The organism is Psychromicrobium ferritrahens (genome assembly GCF_043789415.1).
GTDB lineage: Bacteria > Actinomycetota > Actinomycetes > Actinomycetales > Micrococcaceae > Renibacterium.
In genome coordinates, this window is sequence record NZ_JBDLLW010000001.1 from 839,125 (window position 1) to 861,180 (window position 22,056).

General features: G+C 62.9%; 20 protein-coding genes. 13 read left to right on the top strand and 7 right to left on the bottom strand.

All coding sequences use genetic code 11. The features are described 5' to 3' along the window. Window positions 1-47 precede the first annotated feature (47 nt). The 4 genes from ABDK06_RS03895 (at window position 48) to ABDK06_RS03910 (ending at window position 2,920) form a co-directional block, all read left to right on the top strand. Window positions 48-1,433, top strand: coding sequence for a glutamyl-tRNA reductase (locus tag ABDK06_RS03895; RefSeq protein WP_394939108.1), 1,386 nt, complete (start codon window positions 48-50; stop codon window positions 1,431-1,433). Between the two features lie 265 nt (window positions 1,434-1,698). Beyond that, window positions 1,699-2,310, top strand: a complete 612-nt coding sequence (locus ABDK06_RS03900; protein WP_394939110.1) for a TetR/AcrR family transcriptional regulator — start codon at window positions 1,699-1,701, stop codon at window positions 2,308-2,310. A gap of 83 nt (window positions 2,311-2,393) precedes the next feature. Next, on the top strand, window positions 2,394-2,618 hold the full coding sequence (locus ABDK06_RS03905; RefSeq protein WP_394939112.1) for a DUF3107 domain-containing protein: 225 nt from the start codon (window positions 2,394-2,396) through the stop codon (window positions 2,616-2,618). Next, window positions 2,618-2,920, top strand: coding sequence for a hypothetical protein (locus ABDK06_RS03910; protein WP_394939114.1), 303 nt, complete (start codon window positions 2,618-2,620; stop codon window positions 2,918-2,920). The genes ABDK06_RS03905 and ABDK06_RS03910 overlap by 1 nt, the downstream gene beginning before the upstream one ends. Before the next feature lie 93 nt (window positions 2,921-3,013). Here the strand turns inward: ABDK06_RS03910 and ABDK06_RS03915 are convergent, their stop codons facing one another. Next, a complete protein-coding gene (locus ABDK06_RS03915; protein ID WP_394939116.1) occupies window positions 3,014-3,634 on the bottom strand; it encodes a ferritin-like fold-containing protein in 621 nt (206 codons plus the stop codon). Between the two features lie 80 nt (window positions 3,635-3,714). Between ABDK06_RS03915 and ABDK06_RS03920 the strand changes: the two genes are divergently transcribed. From ABDK06_RS03920 to ABDK06_RS03935, 4 genes are all read left to right on the top strand, one after another. After that, window positions 3,715-5,217: an RNB domain-containing ribonuclease gene (locus ABDK06_RS03920; protein WP_394939118.1), complete on the top strand. Its 1,503-nt coding sequence runs from the start codon at window positions 3,715-3,717 to the stop codon at window positions 5,215-5,217. Window positions 5,218-5,255: 38 nt separating this feature from the next. Then, a complete protein-coding gene (locus ABDK06_RS03925; RefSeq protein WP_394939120.1) occupies window positions 5,256-6,857 on the top strand; it encodes a MinD/ParA family ATP-binding protein in 1,602 nt (533 codons plus the stop codon). Between the two features lie 295 nt (window positions 6,858-7,152). Next, a complete protein-coding gene (locus ABDK06_RS03930; RefSeq protein ID WP_394940791.1) occupies window positions 7,153-8,757 on the top strand; it encodes a DEAD/DEAH box helicase in 1,605 nt (534 codons plus the stop codon). A gap of 6 nt (window positions 8,758-8,763) precedes the next feature. Further along, the gene (locus ABDK06_RS03935) at window positions 8,764-9,627 is read left to right on the top strand and encodes a DNA-methyltransferase (protein ID WP_394939122.1); all 864 of its coding nucleotides are present in this window, start codon (window positions 8,764-8,766) and stop codon (window positions 9,625-9,627) included. A gap of 7 nt (window positions 9,628-9,634) precedes the next feature. Here ABDK06_RS03935 and ABDK06_RS03940 read toward each other — a convergent pair whose 3' ends face one another. Genes ABDK06_RS03940 through ABDK06_RS03955 form a run of 4 tightly spaced genes read right to left on the bottom strand, consistent with a single transcriptional unit; the run spans window position 9,635 to window position 14,389 of the window. Continuing rightward, window positions 9,635-10,498 carry a heme ABC transporter ATP-binding protein gene (locus ABDK06_RS03940; RefSeq protein WP_394939124.1) on the bottom strand — a complete coding sequence of 288 codons (864 nt, stop codon included), beginning with the start codon at window positions 10,496-10,498 and terminating at the stop codon, window positions 9,635-9,637. Continuing rightward, window positions 10,495-11,544 (bottom strand): FecCD family ABC transporter permease, encoded by a 1,050-nt coding sequence (locus ABDK06_RS03945; RefSeq protein ID WP_394939126.1) that lies wholly within the window; start codon window positions 11,542-11,544, stop codon window positions 10,495-10,497. The genes ABDK06_RS03940 and ABDK06_RS03945 overlap by 4 nt, the downstream gene beginning before the upstream one ends. 3 nt (window positions 11,545-11,547) lie before the next feature. Beyond that, window positions 11,548-12,675: a heme/hemin ABC transporter substrate-binding protein gene (locus ABDK06_RS03950; RefSeq protein WP_394939128.1), complete on the bottom strand. Its 1,128-nt coding sequence runs from the start codon at window positions 12,673-12,675 to the stop codon at window positions 11,548-11,550. After that, a complete protein-coding gene (locus ABDK06_RS03955; RefSeq protein WP_394939130.1) occupies window positions 12,662-14,389 on the bottom strand; it encodes an HtaA domain-containing protein in 1,728 nt (575 codons plus the stop codon). The genes ABDK06_RS03950 and ABDK06_RS03955 overlap by 14 nt, the downstream gene beginning before the upstream one ends. 80 nt (window positions 14,390-14,469) lie before the next feature. Here ABDK06_RS03955 and ABDK06_RS03960 point away from each other — a divergent pair, with 80 nt between their 5' ends. Next, on the top strand, window positions 14,470-15,192 hold the full coding sequence (locus ABDK06_RS03960) for a biliverdin-producing heme oxygenase (RefSeq protein ID WP_394940792.1): 723 nt from the start codon (window positions 14,470-14,472) through the stop codon (window positions 15,190-15,192). A 56-nt stretch (window positions 15,193-15,248) separates the two neighbouring features. On the opposite strand, the gene ABDK06_RS03965 is transcribed toward ABDK06_RS03960, so the two are convergent. After that, the gene (locus ABDK06_RS03965; protein WP_394939132.1) at window positions 15,249-16,094 is read right to left on the bottom strand and encodes a PHP domain-containing protein; all 846 of its coding nucleotides are present in this window, start codon (window positions 16,092-16,094) and stop codon (window positions 15,249-15,251) included. A 100-nt stretch (window positions 16,095-16,194) separates the two neighbouring features. Between ABDK06_RS03965 and ABDK06_RS03970 the strand changes: the two genes are divergently transcribed. Beyond that, window positions 16,195-17,754, top strand: a complete 1,560-nt coding sequence (locus ABDK06_RS03970; protein ID WP_394939134.1) for an aminopeptidase P family protein — start codon at window positions 16,195-16,197, stop codon at window positions 17,752-17,754. A 104-nt stretch (window positions 17,755-17,858) separates the two neighbouring features. On the opposite strand, the gene ABDK06_RS03975 is transcribed toward ABDK06_RS03970, so the two are convergent. Further along, window positions 17,859-18,701, bottom strand: a complete 843-nt coding sequence (locus tag ABDK06_RS03975) for a YflT domain-containing protein (protein WP_394939136.1) — start codon at window positions 18,699-18,701, stop codon at window positions 17,859-17,861. A gap of 173 nt (window positions 18,702-18,874) precedes the next feature. Here ABDK06_RS03975 and ABDK06_RS03980 point away from each other — a divergent pair, with 173 nt between their 5' ends. From ABDK06_RS03980 to ABDK06_RS03990, 3 genes are read left to right on the top strand one after another with little or no spacing between them, the layout of a single operon-like run. Next, entirely contained in the window at window positions 18,875-20,155 is a 1,281-nt protein-coding gene (locus ABDK06_RS03980) for a magnesium transporter MgtE N-terminal domain-containing protein (protein WP_394939138.1), read from the top strand. Continuing rightward, window positions 20,148-20,810 (top strand): DUF1003 domain-containing protein, encoded by a 663-nt coding sequence (locus ABDK06_RS03985; RefSeq protein WP_394939140.1) that lies wholly within the window; start codon window positions 20,148-20,150, stop codon window positions 20,808-20,810. Before ABDK06_RS03980 ends, ABDK06_RS03985 begins: the two co-directional genes overlap by 8 nt. Beyond that, complete coding sequence (locus ABDK06_RS03990; protein WP_394939142.1) at window positions 20,807-21,922, top strand: Mrp/NBP35 family ATP-binding protein; 1,116 nt, start codon at window positions 20,807-20,809, stop codon at window positions 21,920-21,922. Before ABDK06_RS03985 ends, ABDK06_RS03990 begins: the two co-directional genes overlap by 4 nt. The last annotated feature ends 134 nt before the right edge of the window (window positions 21,923-22,056 follow it).

Consider the following 22,056-nt stretch of genomic DNA (forward strand, 5'->3'; position numbering starts at 1 on the left):
ATGCCTTCCTATTCTACAGAGCATAGAAGTCATAGGATGGGCGTGCTGTGGTTCTCTTCTCATTGATTGCAACTCATACAGATCTCGATCTGGAAACCGTCGCCCGGTTGAGCGTCGGCTCTTCCGCCGTATCCAGCTCCGCCGTCGTACTGGCTACCTGCAATCGCTTCGAAATCTACGCCGTCGCTGACTCCGAAGCTCAGATCCCGCAGCTGCGCGAGGAAATCGCAAGCCGCATTCAGCGCGCCTCGGAGCTGCCACTGGAGCTGATCCGCCGAGCTTTCGTCACGCTGACCGGTCAGGCCGTCACCCAACACCTTTTCGCTGTCGCTTCGGGACTGGATTCCGCAGTAGTCGGGGAACGTGAGATCGCCGGCCAGGTACGCCGCGCATTGAGCGATGCTCAAGCCCGCTATGCGGTACCAGGAGCCCTGGTGCGGCTCTTCCAGAAAGCCTCGAAAACCGCCAAGGACGTCGGCTCGCAGACCGCACTCGGCAGCCAGGGGCGTTCCATCGTCTCGGTGGCCTTGGAACTCGCAGCGGACTCCTCCGCATTGCGCTGGGCCGAACGATCCGTGCTGCTCTTCGGCACCGGAGCCTATGCAGGCGCCACGATGGCCTTACTCAAGGAACGCGGAGCGCAAGACATCTCGGTCTTTTCCTCCTCCGGGCGAGCTCCGGAATTCGTCTCCAGCCGGGGCGGCCGGGCGATCACCAGCCGTACCGAGCTACAAGCGGCTCTCGGGAGCGCTGACCTGGTGATCGGCTGCAGCGGTTCCGATGCCCGGGTGTCCGCTGACTTCCTCCGAGAGACCCGGCAGCAATCCGGCAGTTCGGCTCTGCAGCTCACCGTGATCGACCTGGCACTCACCCGGGACTTCGACCCCGCCGTCGTAGAGCTGGAGAATGTCGAATTGCTCACCCTGGAGTCCGTGCGACTCGCCGCTCCGGAAGAACAGGAATCCGCTGTGCAGCAAGCCCGCGAAATAGTCGATAACGCCGCCGCGGGCTTCGAAGCAGAACTGGCCGCCCGTGGCGTGGACAGTGCGATTGTCGCGCTACGCAAGCACACCCTCTCCGTGCTGGACGTCGAGCTGGAACGGGTGCGGGCGCAGCACGGCTGCACCGCCGCCGCCGAAGAGGTGGAATTCGCCCTACGTCGGATGGTCAAACAGCTGCTGCATGTGCCCACGGTACGCGGCCGGGAACTCGCTGCAGCGGGTCAGCAAGACCAGTATCTCGCTGGTTTGCAGGCACTTTACGGCATTGAGGTCTCCGCTCCGGGAACCACATCGGCAACTCCGCTCGGCCCTGATTCCACTGGGCCTGATTCCACTGGGTCCGAGTCCACCGGGCCCGCCTCGGTCCAGTCCGGGATGCCGCCGGTCGAGGTCGCTCCGGCCTGCCCGGTCGACCACGAACGCACCGCATAGCGTCTCCGCGCTTTCCGGGCGGGATAGTCCGCCGGCTCCGCGATAACTTGCTCACGGCCCGGGGAGCGATCCCGATGTCTAGGCCCGAGCATCCGCCGCCCGGACGGGAGGCATAAGCGTCTGTAAGACACGGGGACTCTCTGGGAATACTATGTGCGGATTGCTGGCCTGAAATCTTAGTGGCCTGATTCGCGCCGCAATCGGTCTACCATCGGCCCGGGGCGCCGTAAGATGGGCAAAGCTAGAGAGCCCAACAGGAGACGCCATGACAGAGGACACCCGCATCCGCCCCATCCGGTTACCCCGGGACGAGCGACGAGCCCAGTTGCTCGCAGCAGCCACTGAAGTGTTCGTGGCCAACGGCTACCACGCCGCGGCGATGGACGAAATCGCTGAGGCCGCTTCGGTGTCCAAACCGGTGCTCTACCAGCACTTCCCTTCCAAGCGGGAGCTTTATATCGCCCTGCTGGACGTGCAATTGGCCGAGCTCACCGAGCGCATGCTGACCGTGATCGCCTCCACCGAGGACAACCGAGAACGCGTCCAAGCCACTATCGGCGCCTATTTCGAGTTCATCGCCAAGGGCGATCAAGCACACCGGCTGGTCTTCGAAAACGATTTGATCAACGATCCAGAAGTCGCCGCCAAGATCGAAGCTTTCAATGCGACCTACGCCAATGCCATCGCTCAGACGATCGCCCGGAACACCGAGCTCAGTGAACAGGAAGCCACCTTGCTGGGCCGCGGGCTCGCCGGAATGTCGCAGGTCAGCGCCAGGTACTGGCTGGAAACCGGCGGTGAACTCGACCGGGAGGTCGCCGAAGAAGTGATCTACCGTTTAGCTTGGCGCGGAATTAGCAATTTCCCCAAGCAGTAAATGATCGAAGAGTCCTAAGCTAGAAGCAAGAGCCTCACAAGCTGATATCAGCCTGACGATAACTTTGAGAAGGAGCATCCACGGTGGAAGTAAAGATCGGTATTCAAAACGTTGGCCGGGAAATCGTACTGGAGTCCAGCCAAGATGCTGACGCCGTCTCGAAATTGGTCTCGGAAGCCATCTCAGCGGGCAGCGAACTGCGACTCAGCGACGAAAAAGGCCGCACGGTGATCGTGCCCGGCAACTCCATCGGCTACGTGGAACTCGGCGCAGAAGAATCCCGCCGGGTCGGTTTCGGAGCACTCTAATGGTTGATCTGGTCGTTATCGCACTGATCGCGGCAGGCCTGGGAGCCATTGTCTGGGCAGCCGATAAGAAGCACCACAAGTACGGCGCTCTGCTACCCTCCGCGATCGCGGTGATCGCTGCCGCACTGACCTGGATCATCACCGTCTCCGCCGGGCTTTCCTATAACCCCGGCTGGACCTGGGTGCCCTGGATCGCCTCCTTGGTGGCCGCGGTGCTGTTCTCCACCCTGGCTTCGTTGCTGTTGAGCCGCAACCGGAGCAACTACGATACCGCGCAGCTGACCGCGATCCTCAAGCGCTGATCAACCTGATCAAGGTCGCAGAACGGTCCCCGCGATAGTCTCGCGGGGACCGTTCGCGTTCATCCTGGATCATTCCACGCGCCGCAGAGTTCGCTACGCCGTCAGGCCGAGCTGACTCATCCGACGAGAATGGTTCTTGGTCAGTTCAGCCATCAGAGGCCCCTGGAAAGAGGCCACCCCTTCGGGCAGGAAGCCACCTTCCAGGCTGAGCCGCTGAGCCTGGGTCAGTGCTTCTCCCACCAAGCGACGACCCCATAGAGCCAACCGTGAGGCCAGCCGCGGATCATCCCGCACCATGCCGCGCAACCGAGCCTGAAGCACTGAAGACTCCTCCGGATCCTGAATCTCGGCGACCAGGTCGCGGGTCGGTGCGTCCAAGAACTGGCTCACCGCAGAGTAGAAATCTGCTGAAATAGTATCGATCACATAGGCCTTCATAATCGACTCGTACCAGTCAGCGGGCCTGGTCCGATCGTGGAAGGCATCAACCGAGACCTGGAAAGGGCGCATTGCCGCCTCGGCGTCATGCCCCAGATCCGCCAACCTGTCGGAGACCAATTCGAAGTGCCGGAACTCGGCGACGGCCATCCTGCCCAGCGCCGCCCTGTCCTGCAGAGTCGGCGAGAAGCGGGCGTCCGAAGAGAGCCTTTCAAAGGCCGATAACTCGCCGTAGGCCATCGCGCCCAGCAGCTCGAACACAAAACGATCAGTCATGAGAGCAACCTTATTCCACAAGATTCCACAGAGGCAGCGAATCTTGAAGCGACGCCTTCGGATCAAGATAGGCTAATCGAGTGCCTCACTCTCAGATTGTGCTGCCGGACAGCGACGTTCAGTTAAGAGAAGCCCTGGCCGGCTTAAGAGCGGAGTTCAAGCTCACCGAACAATTCAGCCCTGAAGTGCTGGCCGAGGTCACTGCCTCCTTGCAGCACCATCAGCTGCCTGAGCAGGATCTGAGCCAGTTGCCCTTCATCACGATCGATCCGCCTGAGTCGATGGATCTCGATCAGGCCATGCAGCTGGAACGCCGGGAAAGCGGGTATCTGGTGCGCTACGCGATCGCCGATGTGCCCTCCTTCGTCACGCCGGGCGGTGCCCTGGACGCCGAGACCAGACGGCGCGGCCAGACGGTCTACACCCCCGATGGCAGGATTCCACTGCATCCGGCAGAAATCAGCGAAGCCGCCGCGAGCTTACTGGCTGGACAGTTGCGCAGTGCCTTCGTCTGGGAAATCGTGCTGGATACCTCCGGGGCGACGATTTCGGCCTCGGTGTCCCGGGCGCGAGTGCGCTCGATCGCGAAGCTCGGTTACCAGCAAGCCCAAAACGAATTGGACGCTCAGACCGCCTCGGAGTATCTTCCGATTCTGCGACTCCTGAAAGAGATCGGACTCAAGCGAATCGACTTGGAGCGCCAGCGCGGGGGCGCCAGCTTGAACACCCCGCAGCAAGAGGTCGCACACGAGAACGGCGAATATCGTCTGATCTTCAGGCCTGCCCTGGCAATCGAGGATTGGAATGCGCAGATCTCGCTGCTCACCGGCATGGCCGCGGCGCGTATCATGCTCGATGGCAAGGTCGGCCTCTTGCGCACCATGCCGCCACCGGATCCCGCCGCCCTGGAGAAGTTCCGCAACCAGGCAGTCGCGCTCGGCAAGCCATGGCCGCAGGAACTCGCCTACGGCGAATTCCTGCGCACCCTGGATGTCTCCGATCCACGGCAACTCGCTCTGATGCACGCTGCCACCTCGCTCTTCCGCGGTGCCGCCTACACCAGCTTCGACGGCGAGCTACCCGCCCAGAGCACACAAGCCGCAGTAGCCGCTCCCTACGCTCACACCACCGCACCACTGCGCCGCCTGGTTGACCGATTCGTGCTCACCGTATGCGCTGCCCTGAGTGCAGGCCAGGAAGTGCCGGAATGGGCCCGGAAGGCGCTTCCAGAGCTTCCCGCACTGATGACGGCGTCGGACCAGTTGAGCGGTCAGATCGAGCGGGCAGCCCTGGACATCGTGGAGGCAGCTCTGCTCAGCTCGCATCTCGGTGAGGAGTTCGACGCCGTCGTCATAGCCGGCCCACGCAAGACCTCTTCGACGGCGGAGGCCTCAAGCGCTGCTTCAGATGGCCTACAACGTTGCACGATCCAGATTCAGCAGCCAGCGGTCTCCGCGCAATGCCAGTACCGGGGCGAGCTCATCATTGGCAGCTCGGTACGGGTCAGCTTAGTGACCGCCGATATGAGCAGCCGTACCGTGCTCTTCGAGTTGCTTCCCGCCCCGATGACGGCGGCTGACTAGACTGAATGAGCATATCCAGAGATCGGAGTGAGATTGAGATGTCGGAACTGAATGAATTCGTTCTGGTCGAGGTCTTCCACGACGGCCGGATCTCGGTAGCCGGTCAGCCGGTGGACGCGCACGGGCATTCCGATAGCTATGCGGCAGCGGTCGCACTGCTCGCCGGACAAGCAGCTCATCACCAGTCGCGTGTGCTGGCGAAGGCCCTGGATCACCGCAATGGCGAGATCAGCTGGTTCTTCGTGGATAGTCGGGGAGAGGTCTTTGACGCCTTCAGTGGCCCGCAGGTCAGCGCGCACGGCGTCAGCGCTCCTGCTGCCACTGCCAATCCTGCTGCCATTGCCAACCCTGCTGCCAGTGCTTCGGACGGTATGGAATTCGCTCACGAAGCCCCGATCAGCTACCCGCAGCAGCCGGAATACGGTCCTTCGGAACCAGCGATCTCCGGTGCGGAAGATCTCGAGATCACCCGGAAGCGCCCCCGCTACCGAGAGGCAGACCTGCCTGAGCCATCGCCGGTTCCCGGCCCGGAAGCCGCGCAGATGTCAGGGATCTTCCGTGCCACAATCGAGCCCGCCGCCCCGATCAGTCAGATCCCGGCCCAGGAACAGCTCCTCAATCCTGAGAGACCCGGGAACCTCGAAACCACGGAGTGGCCGAACAGCCGGCCGGTAGCAGCAATCCCTGCAATGCCCAGCGCCCAGCCCGCCGTCGCGGGTAGCCGGATGGCCAATCGGCAATTCGTCAGGCCGCCCAAGGATCGCCCCACCCAGGGAATCCGGCGCGCTGTCTACAGCGTGAGCGGCGGCACCGTCAATCTCGGCAAGAGCCCCCGGGAACGCGAAGAGGCCGAACTGGAATCCCGGATCGCCCGGCAACTCCCGGGCAGTTACAACACCGCAGTGCTCTCGCTCAAAGGCGGCATCGGCAAAACCTCCACCACTGTCGGGGTCGGCATGATGCTCGCCGAGTACCGAGGCGATCCGCCCTGCGCGATCGACGCCAACCCAGATTCCGGAGATCTGGCCGAAAGGGCGTTGGGTGAATTGCTTTACCAGCCGGAGGGTTCTCGGACGATCAGCGATGTGATCCGGGAGATTGACTCGATCAGGACGCTGACCGAGCTCTCCCGCTATATGCACCACGCAAACCGCATGCACCTGGTGGCTGGAGAACAGGATCCCGCGCTCTCCGATGCGCTGACCGCCGAAGAATACCTCAGGATCCGCGAGCTGATCGCTCAGTATTATTCGGTGATCCTGACCGACTGCGGCACCGGTGTCTCGCATCCGGCGATGTCCGGCATCCTCTCCACGGCAACCAATCTGGTGGTGGCTGCGGGGTACGCGGTTTCCGGGGCCAAACGAGCCCGCAGCACTCTGGAGTGGCTGTCCGGGCACGGCTATCACGAGCTGGCACGCAATGCCATTGTGGTGATCACCGATAAAGACGAGGTCTCCTCGAGAGTGGATAAACGCGCCATCGACGCCGAACTCGCGGGGCACTGCAAGCAGCTCATCGCGGTACCACACGACCGTGGAGTGGCCGACGGCGACCAGATCTCCCTTGACACGCTGCGCCCGCAGACCCGGCGGGCCTATAAGGAAATCGCGGCCGCCATCGTAGACGGCTACCACTAGCAATAGCAGCGATCCGTCGCCTATCGGATAGACTGAGCGGGTAGAACTGGATGCCCGGTCGTTCATGCAATGACTTTCCCGGACCGCTTCGAAAAACGGCGGTCAATCCAGCGGCGCTGATCGATTCAGCACCGCACGCAAACCCGCGATCGGCTTCCGCCAGCTGTGCCGCCCTTTCGTTCCGTCAATCGAGCCCTAGATGGCCGACGTCGAGCAACAGGCGGCACCTTAAAGGGAGTACGCACTCTTGACCGTTGATAATAACCACCTGCTCGCTGAAGACGGCGATAACGAGATCGTCGTTGACGCCTCACTGACCACCACTGAAGATCCGCACCACGAGGCTAAAGAGACCTTCGCAGACTTTTCAGTACGCGCCGATATCGTCGAGGCCCTCGCCGATGCCGGCATCGTGCACCCCTTCCCGATCCAGTCGATGACCCTGCCGGTGGCGCTCTCCGGCCACGACATCATCGGTCAGGCCAAGACCGGAACGGGTAAGACTCTCGGCTTCGGCGTTCCCGTCTTGCAGCGCGTAGTGGCGCCCAAGGACGAAGGCTACGATGCGCTCCCCACGCCGGGTGCTCCGCAAGCCCTCATCGTGGTGCCTACCCGCGAACTCGCCGTCCAGGTCGCCAATGATCTGCAAGTAGCTGCCCGCAAGCGCGGCGCGAGGATCACCACGATCTATGGTGGCCGGGCCTTTGAGCCGCAGATCGAGTCCCTGACCAAGGGCGTCGAGATCGTAGTCGGCACCCCGGGCCGGCTGATCGACCTCTTCAAGCAACGCCACCTGAACTTGAAGAACGTCAAGATGGTGGTGCTCGACGAAGCCGACGAGATGTTGGACCTGGGCTTCCTGCCCGATGTCGAAACCCTGATGGCCGCGACTCCCCCGGTGCGCCAGACCATGCTGTTCTCGGCCACCATGCCCGGACCGATCGTCGCGATGGCACGGCGCTATATGACTCAGCCGACTCATATCCGGGCCGCCGATCCGGACGACGAGGGCCTGACCAAGCGCGATATCCGCCAGTTGGTCTACCGGGCGCACAGCATGGACAAGATCGAAGTGGTGGCCAGGATCCTGCAGGCTCGCGGCCGCGGCCGGAGCATTATCTTCACCAAGACCAAGCGCACCGCGGCCAAGGTCGCAGATGAGCTGACAGAGCGCGGTTTCGCCGCCGCCGCGATCCACGGCGATCTGGGGCAGGGCGCCCGGGAGCAAGCGCTGCGCGCGTTCCGCAATAATAAGGTCGACGTCCTGGTCGCCACCGACGTCGCCGCTCGTGGCATCGACGTCGACGACGTCACCCACGTGATCAACTACCAGTGCGTTGAAGACGAGAAGATCTACCTGCACCGGGTCGGGCGTACCGGCCGGGCCGGGAACAAGGGCACCGCTGTCACTTTCGTCGACTGGGACGATATGCCGCGCTGGGGCCTGATCAATAAGATCCTCGGCCTGCCGTTCAATGAGCCGATTGAAACGTATTCGTCCTCCCCGCACCTTTACAGCGATCTGGACATCCCAGAAGGCACCAAGGGCAGACTGCCGCGCAGCCAGCGCACGCACGCCGGCTTGGCCGCCGAAACGATCGAAGATCTCGGCGAGACCGGCAAGCGTCATACCGCGTCCTCAGGATCCTCGGGCCGCGGTTCCGACCGTGGCGGCCAGGGGCGCGATGACCGGCGAGGCGGCGATCGGAAGAGGTCCGAACGTCGTAGCGATGGCGATTCGCCACGTCGCCGCGAGTCCGGTTCGGAGCGTCGGGACGGCCAAGAGACGAGCGGCGCTGAGAAAGCACAGCCCGCACGGAGCAGAAGCCAGCGCAGCCGCACCCGGCGTCGGAACGGTGAAGTCGTCACTAAGGACAGCCAGCCGTCGACTGACGCCTAAGCATCGATGGAACCCCGGATCTGGAGCCCGCAGGGCCCCAATTTAGTGGTGCAGGCCGAGAACTCAGACTTTCTGCCCGAGTTGCCTGATGCTTCTTTTTCCTTGATCTATCTGGACCCGCCCTTTAACACCGGGCGGGTGCAGTCTCGGCAGAACACCGTGATGGTGCGTAGTGCCACCGGAACGCGTACCGGCTTCGCCGGGCACAACTACGAGACAGTCAAGGGCTCGCTGCACAGCTATGACGACGCCTTCACCGATTACTGGGCCTTTCTAGAGCCTCGGCTGATCGAGGCCTGGCGTTTGCTGCGCGAAGACGGCACGCTGTATCTGCACCTGGATTACCGCGAGGTGCACTACGCCAAGGTGATGCTCGACGCCATCTTCGGCCGGGAGTGCTTCCTGAACGAGATCATCTGGGCTTATGACTACGGTGCCCGGGCGAAGAGCCGCTGGCCGACCAAGCACGACAATATTCTGGTCTACGTCAAAGATCCTTCGAAATACCATTTCGACAGCGCAGCGGTGGACCGGGAACCCTATATGGCCCCCGGTCTGGTGACCGCTGAAAAGGCGGCCCGCGGTAAGCTGCCCACCGATGTGTGGTGGCACACCATTGTCTCCCCGACCGGCAAGGAAAAAACCGGTTACCCGACCCAGAAGCCCGAAGGCCTCTTGCGCAGGGTGGTGACCGCTTCTTCGAGGCCGGGTGATTGGGTGCTGGACTTCTTTGCCGGCTCAGGCACCATTGGCTCGGTAGCAGCCGCTCTGGATCGGCGTTTTGTCTGCGTGGATCAGAACCCGGAAGCCATTGGCATCATGGCCGCGCGACTGGGTGAGTTCGCTGAGATCGTGGCCAAGGAAGCCTAACCCTCATTCAGGACCCGCTGATCTCCTCCGCTGACCGTAGCCGGTTCCCGGAATTCCCCGGTTCATGCTGCTCAAAATCATCAGCGGGTTCAATGGACCTGCCCGGTAACACGACGATCCTTCCGTTCTTCGGGTGTGCGAAGACCTCCATGGGCGAGCGGTACACCCGGCTGAGCAGCTCTGCCCGGCAGACCTGCTCAGGAGGCCCAGCGGCGATTACCCTGCCGTGTTCCAACAAGACCATACGATCGGAATAGCTGGCGGCCAGGTCCAGGTCATGCAGCACCACCACAGCGGCGCCGCCCTCGCTGGCGATCCGCCGGCAAAGCTGCAAAGCCGTCTGCTGATGGCGCACGTCGAGCGCTGCGGTCGGTTCGTCGAGCAGTACCAGCTCAGCGCCCTGAGCCTGCACCCTGGCCAGCGTGGTGCGCCCCATCTCGCCTCCCGAGAGAGTGGTGACTTCGCGTTGTGCGAATTCACTGAGCTCGGTGCGCCGCATCGCACTGCGCACGAGCTCTTCATCCCGTGACTCCTGATCGCTGCCCCGCCAGGCAGTTCGGCCCATCCGGACCACTTCTTGCACCGTGTAGGCGTAGCTGACCCTGGAATCTTGCAGTGCCACAGCACGACGCCGGGCCAGTTCCCTGGGTTTGTATTCGCTGAGCTGCCTGCCGTCCAAGGTGATTCTTCCTTCGGTGGGTTTCAGATCACCGGCCAGCAGCGCGAGCAGAGTGGATTTCCCAGCTCCGTTGGGGCCCACCAAGCTGAGCACTTCACCGGCGCGCACCGTGAGTGAAAGCTGCGGGATGATCTGTCGTCCGGCGACGGCGAAATTGACGCCTTCCGCACGGATCACCGTTTCGCCGCTCATAGTGCACCTGATTTCTTGAGCGTCCTGCGCAGTAATAAGAAGAAAATGGGAGCTCCGACCAGTGCCGTGAAGATGCCGATCGGCAGATCTGCAAAGGGGATCATGGTACGCGCTGCGAGGTCGGCCAAGGAGACCATGAGCGCTCCGCCAAGCATGCTCAACGGCAGCAGAGCCTTTGCCGAGGGTCCGACAGTGATCCGCATCAGATGCGGCACGATCAAGCCGACAAAGCCGATGATTCCGGCATGGGCCACCGCACCCGAGGTCATCAGAGCCACCGCGACGATGGCCAGCATACGAACCCATTCAACCGAGAGACCGACGTGACCAGCAGCGCGCTCCCCCAGGGCCAGCACGTCCAGGCGGCTGCTGAGCAGCAGGCTGAGCACCATGCCCAGAGCGATCGGCGGCAGGATCGAGAGCACCGCCTCCCAGGTGGAACCGTTCAAGGAGCCCATCTGCCAGAAGACGATCTGCTCGCGGCTCTGGGTATCGGCCAGGAAAACCATGAAGGCAATGCCCGCCGAGGCGAGCGCATTGATCGAGATCCCGGTGAGCACCAAGGTGAGCACCGAAGCCTTACCGTTGGCCCGGGACAGCAGATAGACCAGAATCGTGGTGATCAGCCCGGCCAGGAAAGCGGCCAGCGGCTGGCCGAAGAGCCCCACGCTGGCACCGCCGAAGACGATCATCGCACTAGCGCCCACCGCTGAGCCCGCGGAGACGCCGATTACCGCGGGCTCAGCGAGCGGGTTCCCGAAGACCGCCTGCATGACAGCACCGGAAAGACCGAGCGCCGCGCCGACCAGGGCCGCCATCACGAGTCGGGGGAACCGCACGTTCCACAGTGTGCCATCGGCGTCTCCGGGTCCTCCTCCGAGCAGATGGAGCTTCCGGGCTATGGCGGCCAAGATCTCCTGCGGGGGCACCGGGAACTGGCCCAGACCGGCCGAGAGGATCGCCAGTGTCAGCAGCACCAGCAGCAGGCTGAGGCTCAGCACGGCGACCCGACTTCCGTGGCTCTTCGCTCGATAACGTTGCAGCAATGCTCAGCCCTTACCCGTCGGAACACTACCCTGCGGGTCGTAGATCGCCTTGGCCAGGCTGCGGAGCACAGCGGGGAAATTGGGGCCGAAGGAGAGGATCTGCCCATCAGCCATCTCCACCACCCGGTGCGCGGCTCCCGCCGGGGTTTCGGCCACCCCCGGACGTTTCAGTAAGCCTTCGATACCGCCGGTCGATGCCAAACCCGAACTCATCATCAGCAGAACTTCAGGAGCGAGCGCGACCAGAGATTCGCTATTGGCCGGTTTCACGTCTTTGACCCCGGCTTGAGCAGCCACATCAATCCCGCCTAGCTGCTGAATCAGGTCATCCGCGCCGGAACCAGAGCCCAGGATGAAGAACACCCCGGCCTTACCTCGCACATAGAGAAAGGCGATCTTGGGTTTCCGGGATTCTTCAGCCGGGCTGAGCGTTTTGATGTACTCCTGGGTTTCCAGGAGTTGCGCCGCGACCTGCCGATTCAGTTCGACGGCGGCATCCGTCAAGCCGAGCGCCTGACCGATCGCGGTGATTCCCGGCGCGATCAGCGCTACCGAACGATCCGGATTGAAGCTCACCACGGTCACTCCGCTGGCCCGGATCTGCTCCAGCACCTCCGGCGGGCCGATGGTGGAGTCCACGAGAACCAGGCTGGGTTTGAGTTGCAGAATGGCTTCGGCATTGAGTTCATGCCCGTTCTGCGTCACCACCGGCAACTCAGCCATCGAGGAATTGGTGTTCGAGACGGTACGTCCGATCAGATTCTTGCCCAGCCCGAAAGCCAGCACGGTATCGGCGATGGTGCCGTAGAGATCGAGCGCCAAGATCCGGCTGGTGTCTTTAACGATGACCTGACGGTGCTCAAAATCATTGACCGAGGCCGGCAGCTGCTGAGTGAAGTGAGCTGCCAGCGGCTGCACCTCCGGCACGCTCTCCGCGGTGCTCTGGCCCTGGATCTTTCGTGGATCAGGGAGCTGCGTCGAAGCAGCGGATCCGATGGTCGAGACGTTCGTCGCCGGCTGAGAGCTGGCTGATGGGCTGCCCGCTGCGCAAGCGGACAGCCCGATCACCAACGCAGCTGCCAGGGCGGCTGCGGTCAGCCTGCTGAAGCGGTAAATACTAATGTGAGGCACGACGTCGAGTCGCAGCCACCGCGAGGGCGCCGAGCAGAAGCAGCAGGGCGGCTGAGCCACCGATCACACCGAGACCGTCGACCCCGGTATTGGCCAATGCACCGGCGACCGAAGCGCCTCCGGGATTCGCCGCGGGGTCGATGCCCAAGGCCTTGCAGTCAGCGGCAGCTCCCAACTGCACGCTCAGGCTGACCGGGTCGAGCACGGTACCCGCGGAATAGAAACCGGCAAAAGCAGTCGCCCCGGCTGCCGTCAACGTCGCCGGCGCTGCGGCTGCCCGCAGAGAGTCATTGCTCGCTGCGAGACCCGAGAGATTCAAGGTGGCGAACTCGACTCCGGCGTGCTGGGATTTCTTGCCGCTCATATCGGAGGAGAGCACATCGGCGATTAGCACGCCCGTGGTAGCGGAGGTCTGCGAGATGCGCAGCTTACTCAGCTGCAGGTCGAGGACGCCGCCGTGGCCGGTGAAATGCACGCTGCCGGAGAAGGCGTAGTTACCGGTCTTGCTCGCCGGATCGTAGACGCCGGAACTGGCGTTGAAGACGAAGGCGTTGCCGTTGTAGCTAGCGGCGTCCAGCGTCCAGTTCCCTTTGGCGATTCCACTGCGGATATAGCTGCGAAAAGAAGACTTGAGGCCCCATTGCAGATTGCCGGAAGCGATCTGCCGCACAGTGCACGCCGCAGCAGCTTTGGGCTCCTGGGCCGAGGGCGCGACGGCCGGGGTCTTGACCTCTGGCCGCACCACCGGCTTCGCGGGGGTGCTGGGCCGCGGAGTGACATTTGGCTGAGGCGTCGGGGTGGGCTTGGGGGTGGTGGTCGCCGTCGTGTACTTCAGGTTGGTCACTGTGTTCTGTGATTTATCGCTCATCCCCTGGCCGTGAGCTTTCGAGGTATACACCGCCCACGCCGTCGCAGCCTTCGCCGGAACCTGGATCTTCACCGAAAAGGAACCATCCGCGTTCATCGGAGCCGTCCGCCCCTGAGCCGTCGAACCATCGCTCAAGCCTGGAGCCAAGAACACCGTGTTCGCCATGGTGATCTTCCCGATCCCGAAGCCCTCATAGAGACCGGCCAGCCCCTGCTCGCCCAGCGCAAGATAGATCCCCGGCGAGGTCGAGAACCCGGAACCGGTTACCGTCACGGTACCGCCAGCCAGCGGAATCTCCGAAGCAGAGACCGAAGGCGTTGCCGCGCGAGGAGCCACCTCGGGCGCCTTGGTCGATGGCGCAGGTGCCGGAACCGGTGCCGCATAGTTCAGGTTGGTCACTGTGTTCTGCGATTTATCGCTCATCCCCTGGCCGTGAGCTTTCGAGGTATACACCGCCCACGCCGTCGCAGCCTTCGCCGGAACCTGGATCTTCACCGAAAAGGAACCGTCGGCGTTCATCGGAGCTGTCCGACCGCGGTCCGTGACGGCATCGACTTGCCCGGGAGCCAAGAACACCGTGTCGGCCATCGAGATCTTGCCCAGGCCGAAGCCCTCGTACAGACCGGCCAGGCCTTGCTCGCCCAGCGCAAGATAGATCCCCGGCGAGGTCGAGAACCCGGAACCGGTCACCGTCACGGTACCGCCAGCCAAGGGAATCTCCGAAGCAGAGACCGAAGGAACCACTGCGGCGCTGGCGCTCGGGGCGAAGCTAAGACTCAGGATGGCCAAGAGTGCGGCCAGAAGAAGTGCCGGTATCCGTACCAGCTGCCTTCGAAGTGTAGACATCAGAAACCCTTCAATCAGTGTTTTATAAGGTAAGCCTTAATTAGGTTAGCCTCACCTTATTTTTTAAGCTATTCTGTGTGATGTACACCTCAATCGACAGCGGAGCTTTCGTGACCACGACACCTCACCCCCTCGCAGATCTGATGCGGGAATCCAGCAAAGCCGATCACGAAGATGCGGAGAACAGCTCGTTCATCGCCGATCTGATGTCGGGTGGGCTCAGCCTGGATCACTACTGTGCCCTGCTGGCGCAATACGCCCATCTCTATACCGCCCTGGAGAGTTCAGCGGCGATTTTGCGGAGCCAGCAACGCTTCACACAGTTGCTCGATCCCCGCCTAGACCGCAGTGCTTTGATCCTCGCCGATCTGGATTTACTGGGCGGCACACCTGCGGAGCAGAGCCCGGCCATCGTGAAGTATGTGAGCAGAATTCATCAGGTCACAGCAGAGGCACCGCACCGCTATCTGGCGCATCACTATGTGCGTTATCTGGGGGATCTCTCGGGCGGACAGATCCTAGCCCGCAAAATGCAGCAGAATTACGGGGCCGGCGCAGCGGCTCTGAGCGCCTGGGATTTCTCCGCCCTCGGCAAGCTCAAACCCTATAAGGATCAGTATCGCGAGAGTCTCAATCAGCTGCGGCTGAATCCACAGCACACCGCGGAGCTGCTGGATGAAGTGCGGCTGGCCTTCGGTTTCAACAAAGCCCTCTTCCACGAGCTTGCAGAGGGCACGGTCTCAACACCCGAGAGCACCGCGAAGCGCGCTGCACCCGTGCTTGCCGAGGTCGACGTCGCCTGAGCCCACCAGGGAAAAGGCATCAGTCCTCTCGGACCGTGTCAGACCGGGCCCCTCACTCAGCGAACCACGCTGCTGCCAGTGCCCTGTTCCTCGATCCGAGCGAGCGCTTCCGGTGAGGTGAGATTCTCACCTAAGCGATTAGGTTTACCCGTGCCGTGATAGTCAGAAGAGCCGGTGATGATCAGATCATGTCGCCGAGCCAGCGAGCGCAAGAATTCCCTGCCTGGCTCAGGGTTGTCGCGATGGTCCACCTCGACGCCGGCCAGGCCCGCTTCGATGAGTTCCTCAAAGACCTCAGGTTCCACGATCCGGCCCCGGGCGGAAGCCATGGGGTGAGCAAAGACCGGCACTCCACCGGCCTGCCGGACCAGGGAAACCGCGAGCACGGGGTACGGTGCATAGTGTGAAACCCAGTATTTGCTCCGAGAGGTGAGAATGCTGGCAAAGGCTTCGGAGCGATCCGCGACAACTCCGGCCGCCACTAGAGCGTCAGCGATATGCGGCCTGCCGACAGTGGCCCCAGGAGCGACGTGCTGACTCACATCGTCCCAGTTCAGCGGATAGTCCTCGGAAAGACGATCGACCATTCGCTCGGCTCTGCTGAGTCGGGCATCTCTCGACTTGCCGATTTCCTCGAGCAGGCCAGGGTGCTCTGGATCATGCAGATAACTGAGTAGATGCACCGTGATCCCGGAAGAGGTCCGGCAGGAGATCTCCATTCCAGGAACCAGTGAGAGTCCGAGCATCCGCGCCCGAACGCTGGCTTCCTGCCAGCCTCCCGTGGAGTCGTGATCCGTGATGGCCACGACATCGAGGCGTGCATCCCGGGCGGCGTCCATCAGCTGAGCCGGGGCCTGCGTGCCATCGGAGACATTGGAATGGGTGTGCAAATCAATCCTCACCTGCCTAGCCTATGCGCAGCTGAGCGAAGTCGTTGCCGCCATTAGGTGGCCTGAGTCCCCTGAACTGGCGGCGTTCCGGCAGCGGTGGCAGGATTGAGCTGTGACGCAGACCCCAGAAAACTCAGAACAGCCCCTTGAAGAACGCGTGAACAACCGCTCTCTTCGCCCCGATTCGGATGCCTTCAGGTCATTCATGAGCGCCAATTGGGCGCCTTCCAGCCAGCAGCTTCCCGCCCAATCGGCGGTGGCCGAACACGCGGCGCGACGACGTCGTGCGATCAGTGAACAGTTCAAAGGTGAACGGCTCATCATCCCGGCGGGGCCGCTCAAGGTCCGCTCCAACGACACCGATTACATGTTCCGCCCGCACTCCGCCTTCGCCCACCTGACCGGCCTCGGTGTCGACCATGAGCCCGAGGCCATTCTGCTGCTGGAGCCGGTGGACGACGGCACCGGCGACGACGGTGGCCACCACCGGGCGACGCTGTACTTCCGTCCACTGGCCGGCCGGGACACCAAGGAGTTCTACTCGGATGCCCGCTCCGGTGAGTTCTGGATCGGCAAACGCCCGACTCTCGCCGAGTTGCGCGCCGAGCTGGCCCTGGAGACCGCGGACTTGGCGGAGGCAGAAATCGCGCTGACCAAGAATATCGGCGCAGCCGAAATCGGCGGCATGCAGGTCCGCCTGGTGCGTGATGTCGATCCGCAGGTCGATGCGCTGATCGACACCGCCCGGATCAATACCGCGCTCAACCCGGAGACCGCTGACCTCAGCCAGGCCGATGCGCAGGACGCTAAGCTCGCCGAGGCGCTCTCCGAGCTGCGGCTGATCAAGGACGCCTGGGAGGTCGAGCAGCTCGAAAAGGCCGTGGCGGCGACTATCGAAGGCTTCACCGAAGTGGTTCGAGCTCTCCCCCGCGCCATCACGCACCACCGCGGCGAGCGCGTGGTCGAGGGTGCTTTTGCCGCCCGGGCGCGTGAAGAGGGCAATGGCCTCGGCTACGAAACCATCGCGGCAGCCGGCGACCACGCCACCACGCTGCACTGGATCACTAATAACGGTCAGGTGAAGTCCGGGGAGCTCCTGCTGCTGGACGCCGGGGTTGAAGCGGATTCGCTCTACACCGCCGATATCACTCGCACACTGCCGGTCAACGGCTCTTTCACCGAGGTGCAGCGCAAGGTCTACCAAGCGGTGCTGGACGCCGCGGATGCCGCTTTCAAGGTGGCCAAGCCGGGCGTCAAGTTCCGTGAGATCCACGCCGCGGCGATGAACGTCCTGGCGGACCGGCTCGCGCTCTGGGGCCTTTTGCCGGTCTCCGCCGAAGAGGCGCTGGCACCGGAAGGCCAGCAGCACCGCCGTTGGATGCCGCACGGCACCAGTCACCACCTCGGCCTCGATGTGCACGACTGCGCACAAGCACGGGCTGAGCTCTACCTCGACGGGGTCTTGGAGGAGGGTATGGTCTTCACCATCGAGCCCGGCCTCTACTTCAAGGCCGACGATCTCGCGGTGCCGGAAGAGTACCGGGGCATCGGCGTCCGGATTGAGGACGACGTCCTGGTCACCGCTGACGGCAACCGGAACCTCAGCGCCGCGCTGCCACGCAGCCCGGAGGACGTTGAGTCCTGGATGGCAGGAATCTACGAACAGGGCTGAGCCGCCGCAACTCCCCCTTGCAAGTCAGCGGTTCGCTCTCGGATTCGCTCGTCATGACGAGCGAATCCGAGAGCTACCGATGAACTCAGGAGCGGACTGAAACTCTATTCAGGCTGGCCGGGCTGCTGGCGCCCCGGCGACTGGCTCCCGGGCGACTGGCTCTCTGGGGCCTGGCTCTCCGGAGCTGCAGTCGGCTGCTGGGTTTCCGACGTCGAGTGGTCCACGCGGATTCCGTACTGCGGGCGGCCATCTGGCAAATCCGAATAAGATCCGGGCTTAGTAGCGCTCACTCCGGCCACCGATGCGGCTTCAGGCTCTGCGGCCGGGGTAGCGGCAGGCTCTCCGTAGGGGTCGCTCCAGCCTTCGGGACGTTGCGGTGCAGCCGGCTGCTCCGGTTGCTGAGCGGGACGGTACGGGGTCTGCGTCGGGTACGCCTGCGCTGCGGGCTTGGCGGCCATCGGCAGATTCTGCAGCAGTCGCCGCGCCTCCCCCGAGGCTTCCCGGGCCACGATCACGTCATAGCTGGAGGCCAGCACCTGGGACGTCGAGGTGAAGTCCCGCTTGCCACGCTGCGCGGCATAGGTCACGATGCCGAAGAGCATCCAGAAAGCAGCACCCAGCAGCATGGCGATCGGGATAGCGAGCAAGGAACCGGCCGGGCTGGCTCCTATGAAGGAGAGCAAAAGCCCCACGAAGAGACCGAACCAGGCACCGGTCATCGCTCCGTTCAAAGCCACGCGCGGGTAGCTCAGCTTCCCGGTGACGCGTTCCACCATTTTCAGGTCATTGCCCACAATGGAAACCAGCTGAACCGGGAACTGCTGGTCCGCAAGGTAATCCACAGCTTTCTGAGCATCCAAGTAGGAGACGTAGCTCCCCACCGTATCGCCGTCGGGGACGCTGCGCAGGTCTGCAAGAGCACGGGCCGATCCAAAAAGGTTTGACATACTTCCATTCTCCCGCATCGGGGCGACAATGATGCCGGAGTATCGCTGCGGGTGAACCCTGACCGCTTGAGTGAAGGCCTAAAAGCCATTTGGAGCTGGTCCGGCGGCGGTCACACAGCGAACCGCCTGAGACACTGTTTCACCCCCGGCGGCTAAAACAGTAGCCTTGAGGTGTGAATACAAATCCAACTCGCGTTTTCGTAGCGCGCCTGATCGGCCTGGACGTCTTCGATCCGTTTGGTGACCGCCTGGGCCGATTACGTGATGTTGTGGTGCATTCACGAGGCAGCGACGCCCCCCATGCGGTAGGCATCGTGGTCGAGGTGACCGGCAAACGACGGGTTTTCGTGCCGATGACCCGACTCACCTCAATGGATCAGACCCAGATCATCTCCACCGGCCTGGTCAATCTGCGCCGCTTCGAGCAGCGCGGCGCAGAACAGCTCGTGGTCGGGGAGCTGTTTGATCGGAAGGTCAGCCTGGCCGATGGTTCGGGCAGTGCGATCGTCGAGGACGTGGCGCTCGATCAGCAGCGCAGCGGCGATTGGCTGGTCAGTAAGCTCTTCGTGCGGCGCGGGGACTCCACCTCGCGGCTGCGCAGACTGCGCCGGGGTCACACCCTGCTGATCAAGTGGGAAGAAGCCTTGCACGACGCTCAGCACGAACCTCAGGGCGCCAGCCAACTGGTAGCGAGCTATGAGGATCTGAAACCCGCTGACTTCGCCGACGCGCTCCAGGAGATGAGCGATAAACGGCGCTTCGAGGTGGCCGCCGAGCTGCAGGACGAGCGGCTCGCCGACGTCCTGCAAGAGCTCCCCGAGGACGATCAGGTGCAGCTGCTCTCTTCGCTCGACAATGAACGAGCGGCGGATGTGCTGGAAGAGATGGATCCGGATGATGCAGCCGACCTGCTCGCCGACCTGCCGAGCGCCAAGGCCGAGGAACTGCTGCTGCTGATGGAACCGGAGGAAGCCGACGATGTGCGTCGTCTGCTGCAATACGCGGAGGACACCGCCGGCGGTCTGATGACCCCGGTGCCGGTGATCCTGCCGCCCGAAGCCACCGTGGCAGAAGCGCTCGCCCATGTTCGCAGCGAAGAGCTCTCGCCCGCCTTGGCCTCAGCTATTTTTGTCTGCCGCCCGCCGCTGGAGACTCCGACCGGGCGATTCCTCGGCGTCGTCCATATCCAGCAGTTGCTACGCAGCGCCCCGCCCGAGAAACTGGGCAGTCTGGTGGATAAAAATCTTGAGCCGGTCTCCGACCTGGCGAGCGTGAGCGAGGTTTCCCATGTGATGGCCTCTTATAACTTGGTGGCTTTACCGGTGGTCAACGACGCCGGCCGCCTGGTCGGGGCGGTGACAGTCGACGACCTCCTTGACCAGTTACTGCCCGATGATTGGCGTGCCCACGAAGACGGTGAGCCCTTGAAGAAACTAGGAGGCAGAGTTGGCTGAGAAATCTACCGAGCGGCAGCGGAGTCAGAACAGCGGATTAGACACTCCGCTGGAGTTGCGCTCCAGGCTCTTCCCCCGGTTCTCCGCTGACCCGGATTCCTTCGGCCGGCTCACCGAAGGCTTCGCCCGTTTCATGGGCACCCCGCAGTTCCTGCTCTACATGACGCTGTTCTGTGCCGCCTGGCTCAGCTGGAATACCCTGGCACCGGAAGCCTGGCAATTCGATCCCCGGGCCCTGAACTTCACTCTGCTCACCCTGATCCTGTCCCTGCAAGCTTCTTATGCTGCTCCCCTGTTGCTGCTCGCCCAGAACCGTCAGGATGATCGGGACCGGGTTGCCATCGAGCAGGATCGGCAGACCGCGGCGCGGAACCTCGCCGATACCGAGTACCTGACCCGCGAATTGGCCGCGCTGCGGATCGCCTTGCGTGAGGTCGCCACCCGAGATTTCGTGCGCTCCGAATTGAAGTCGCTCCTGGAAGATCTCATCTTGGCCAGTGACTCGGAGGAAGGTGAGCTCGAGCGACGGGAAAAATCCCGCGATTCCAAGGGCTCCCCTAAAACCCAGGCTCTGCCGAAAGTCTCCGCGGTCAAGACGGGTGCCGCCAAACCCAAAGTACAGAAGCTCGACCGCCAGCCACCGCCTAGCTCGTGAGCGTCGAGCTGGCAGTTCTGCGAACTGCACTCGCCACCGTGATCGATCCGGAGTTGCGGTTGCCGATCACTGAACTGGGCATGCTTGAGGACGTCGTCATCGATGACGCCGGCCAGGTCACCGTCAAGGTGCTGCTCACCATAGCGGGATGCCCGCTACGGGACACCATCGTGGCCGATGCCACCGCCGCGCTGCGGCAGCTACCCGAGGTCACCGGAGTCTCGGTTGAGCTCGGTGTGATGACGCCGGAACAGCGCACAGCACTCAAAGCACAGCTACGGCCGGTCCGTGGCATCCCTTTCAACAGGCCGGACTCGCTCACTCGGATCTATGCTGTGGCGAGCGGCAAGGGCGGCGTCGGCAAATCCTCGGTGACCGTCAATCTGGCCTGCGCGCTGGCCGCTCGAGGGCTCAAAGTGGGCATTATTGACGCCGATATCTATGGTTTCTCGGTGCCCGGCCTGATGCAGATCACCGGTCAGCCCACCCGGGTGGACGAGATGATCTTGCCGCCGGTCGGCTACGGCGTCAAAGTCATTTCCATCGGCATGTTCGTCGCGGGTAACCAGCCGGTGGCCTGGCGCGGGCCGATGCTGCACCGGGCCCTCGAACAGTTCCTCACGGATGTCTACTTCGGCGATCTGGATGCCTTGTTCTTGGATCTGCCACCGGGCACCGGAGACGTCGCGATCTCGGTTGCCCAGCTGCTTCCACGAGCCGAAATCCTGGTGGTCAGCACTCCGCAATCCGCCGCGGCAGAAGTCGCAGAGCGAGCCGGGGCGATCGCCCTGCAGACCCAGCAGCAAGTGCTCGGAGTGGTGGAGAACATGTCCTGGCTAGAACAGCCCGACGGCAGCAGAATAGAACTCTTCGGCAGCGGCGGCGGTGAATTGCTGGCTGCTCGGCTGAGCCAGACGGTCGGTTCGGCGGTACCCTTGCTGGGCCAGATTCCTTTGGATATAGCGCTACGGGAGGGCGGGGACGCCGGGCTGCCGATTGTGCTCTCGGATCCGGAGTCTCCGGGTGCTCTTGCGCTCTGGAGCATCGCGGAGAAACTTCTCAAGCGCCCTAGAGGCTTGGCCGGGCTGAAATTGAGCGTCGAGCCGCTCTGACCCACCGAATGGAGCGTTGGCACTCATCTGCGGGCGGCCTCGTCCTCGCTTATCCCGCTCTTTCTTAGCCAGCTGTCCCACTGAGTGTTACCAGAGTTACTGGAGTGACTATTTCCGCCGCACTTCTCTACACT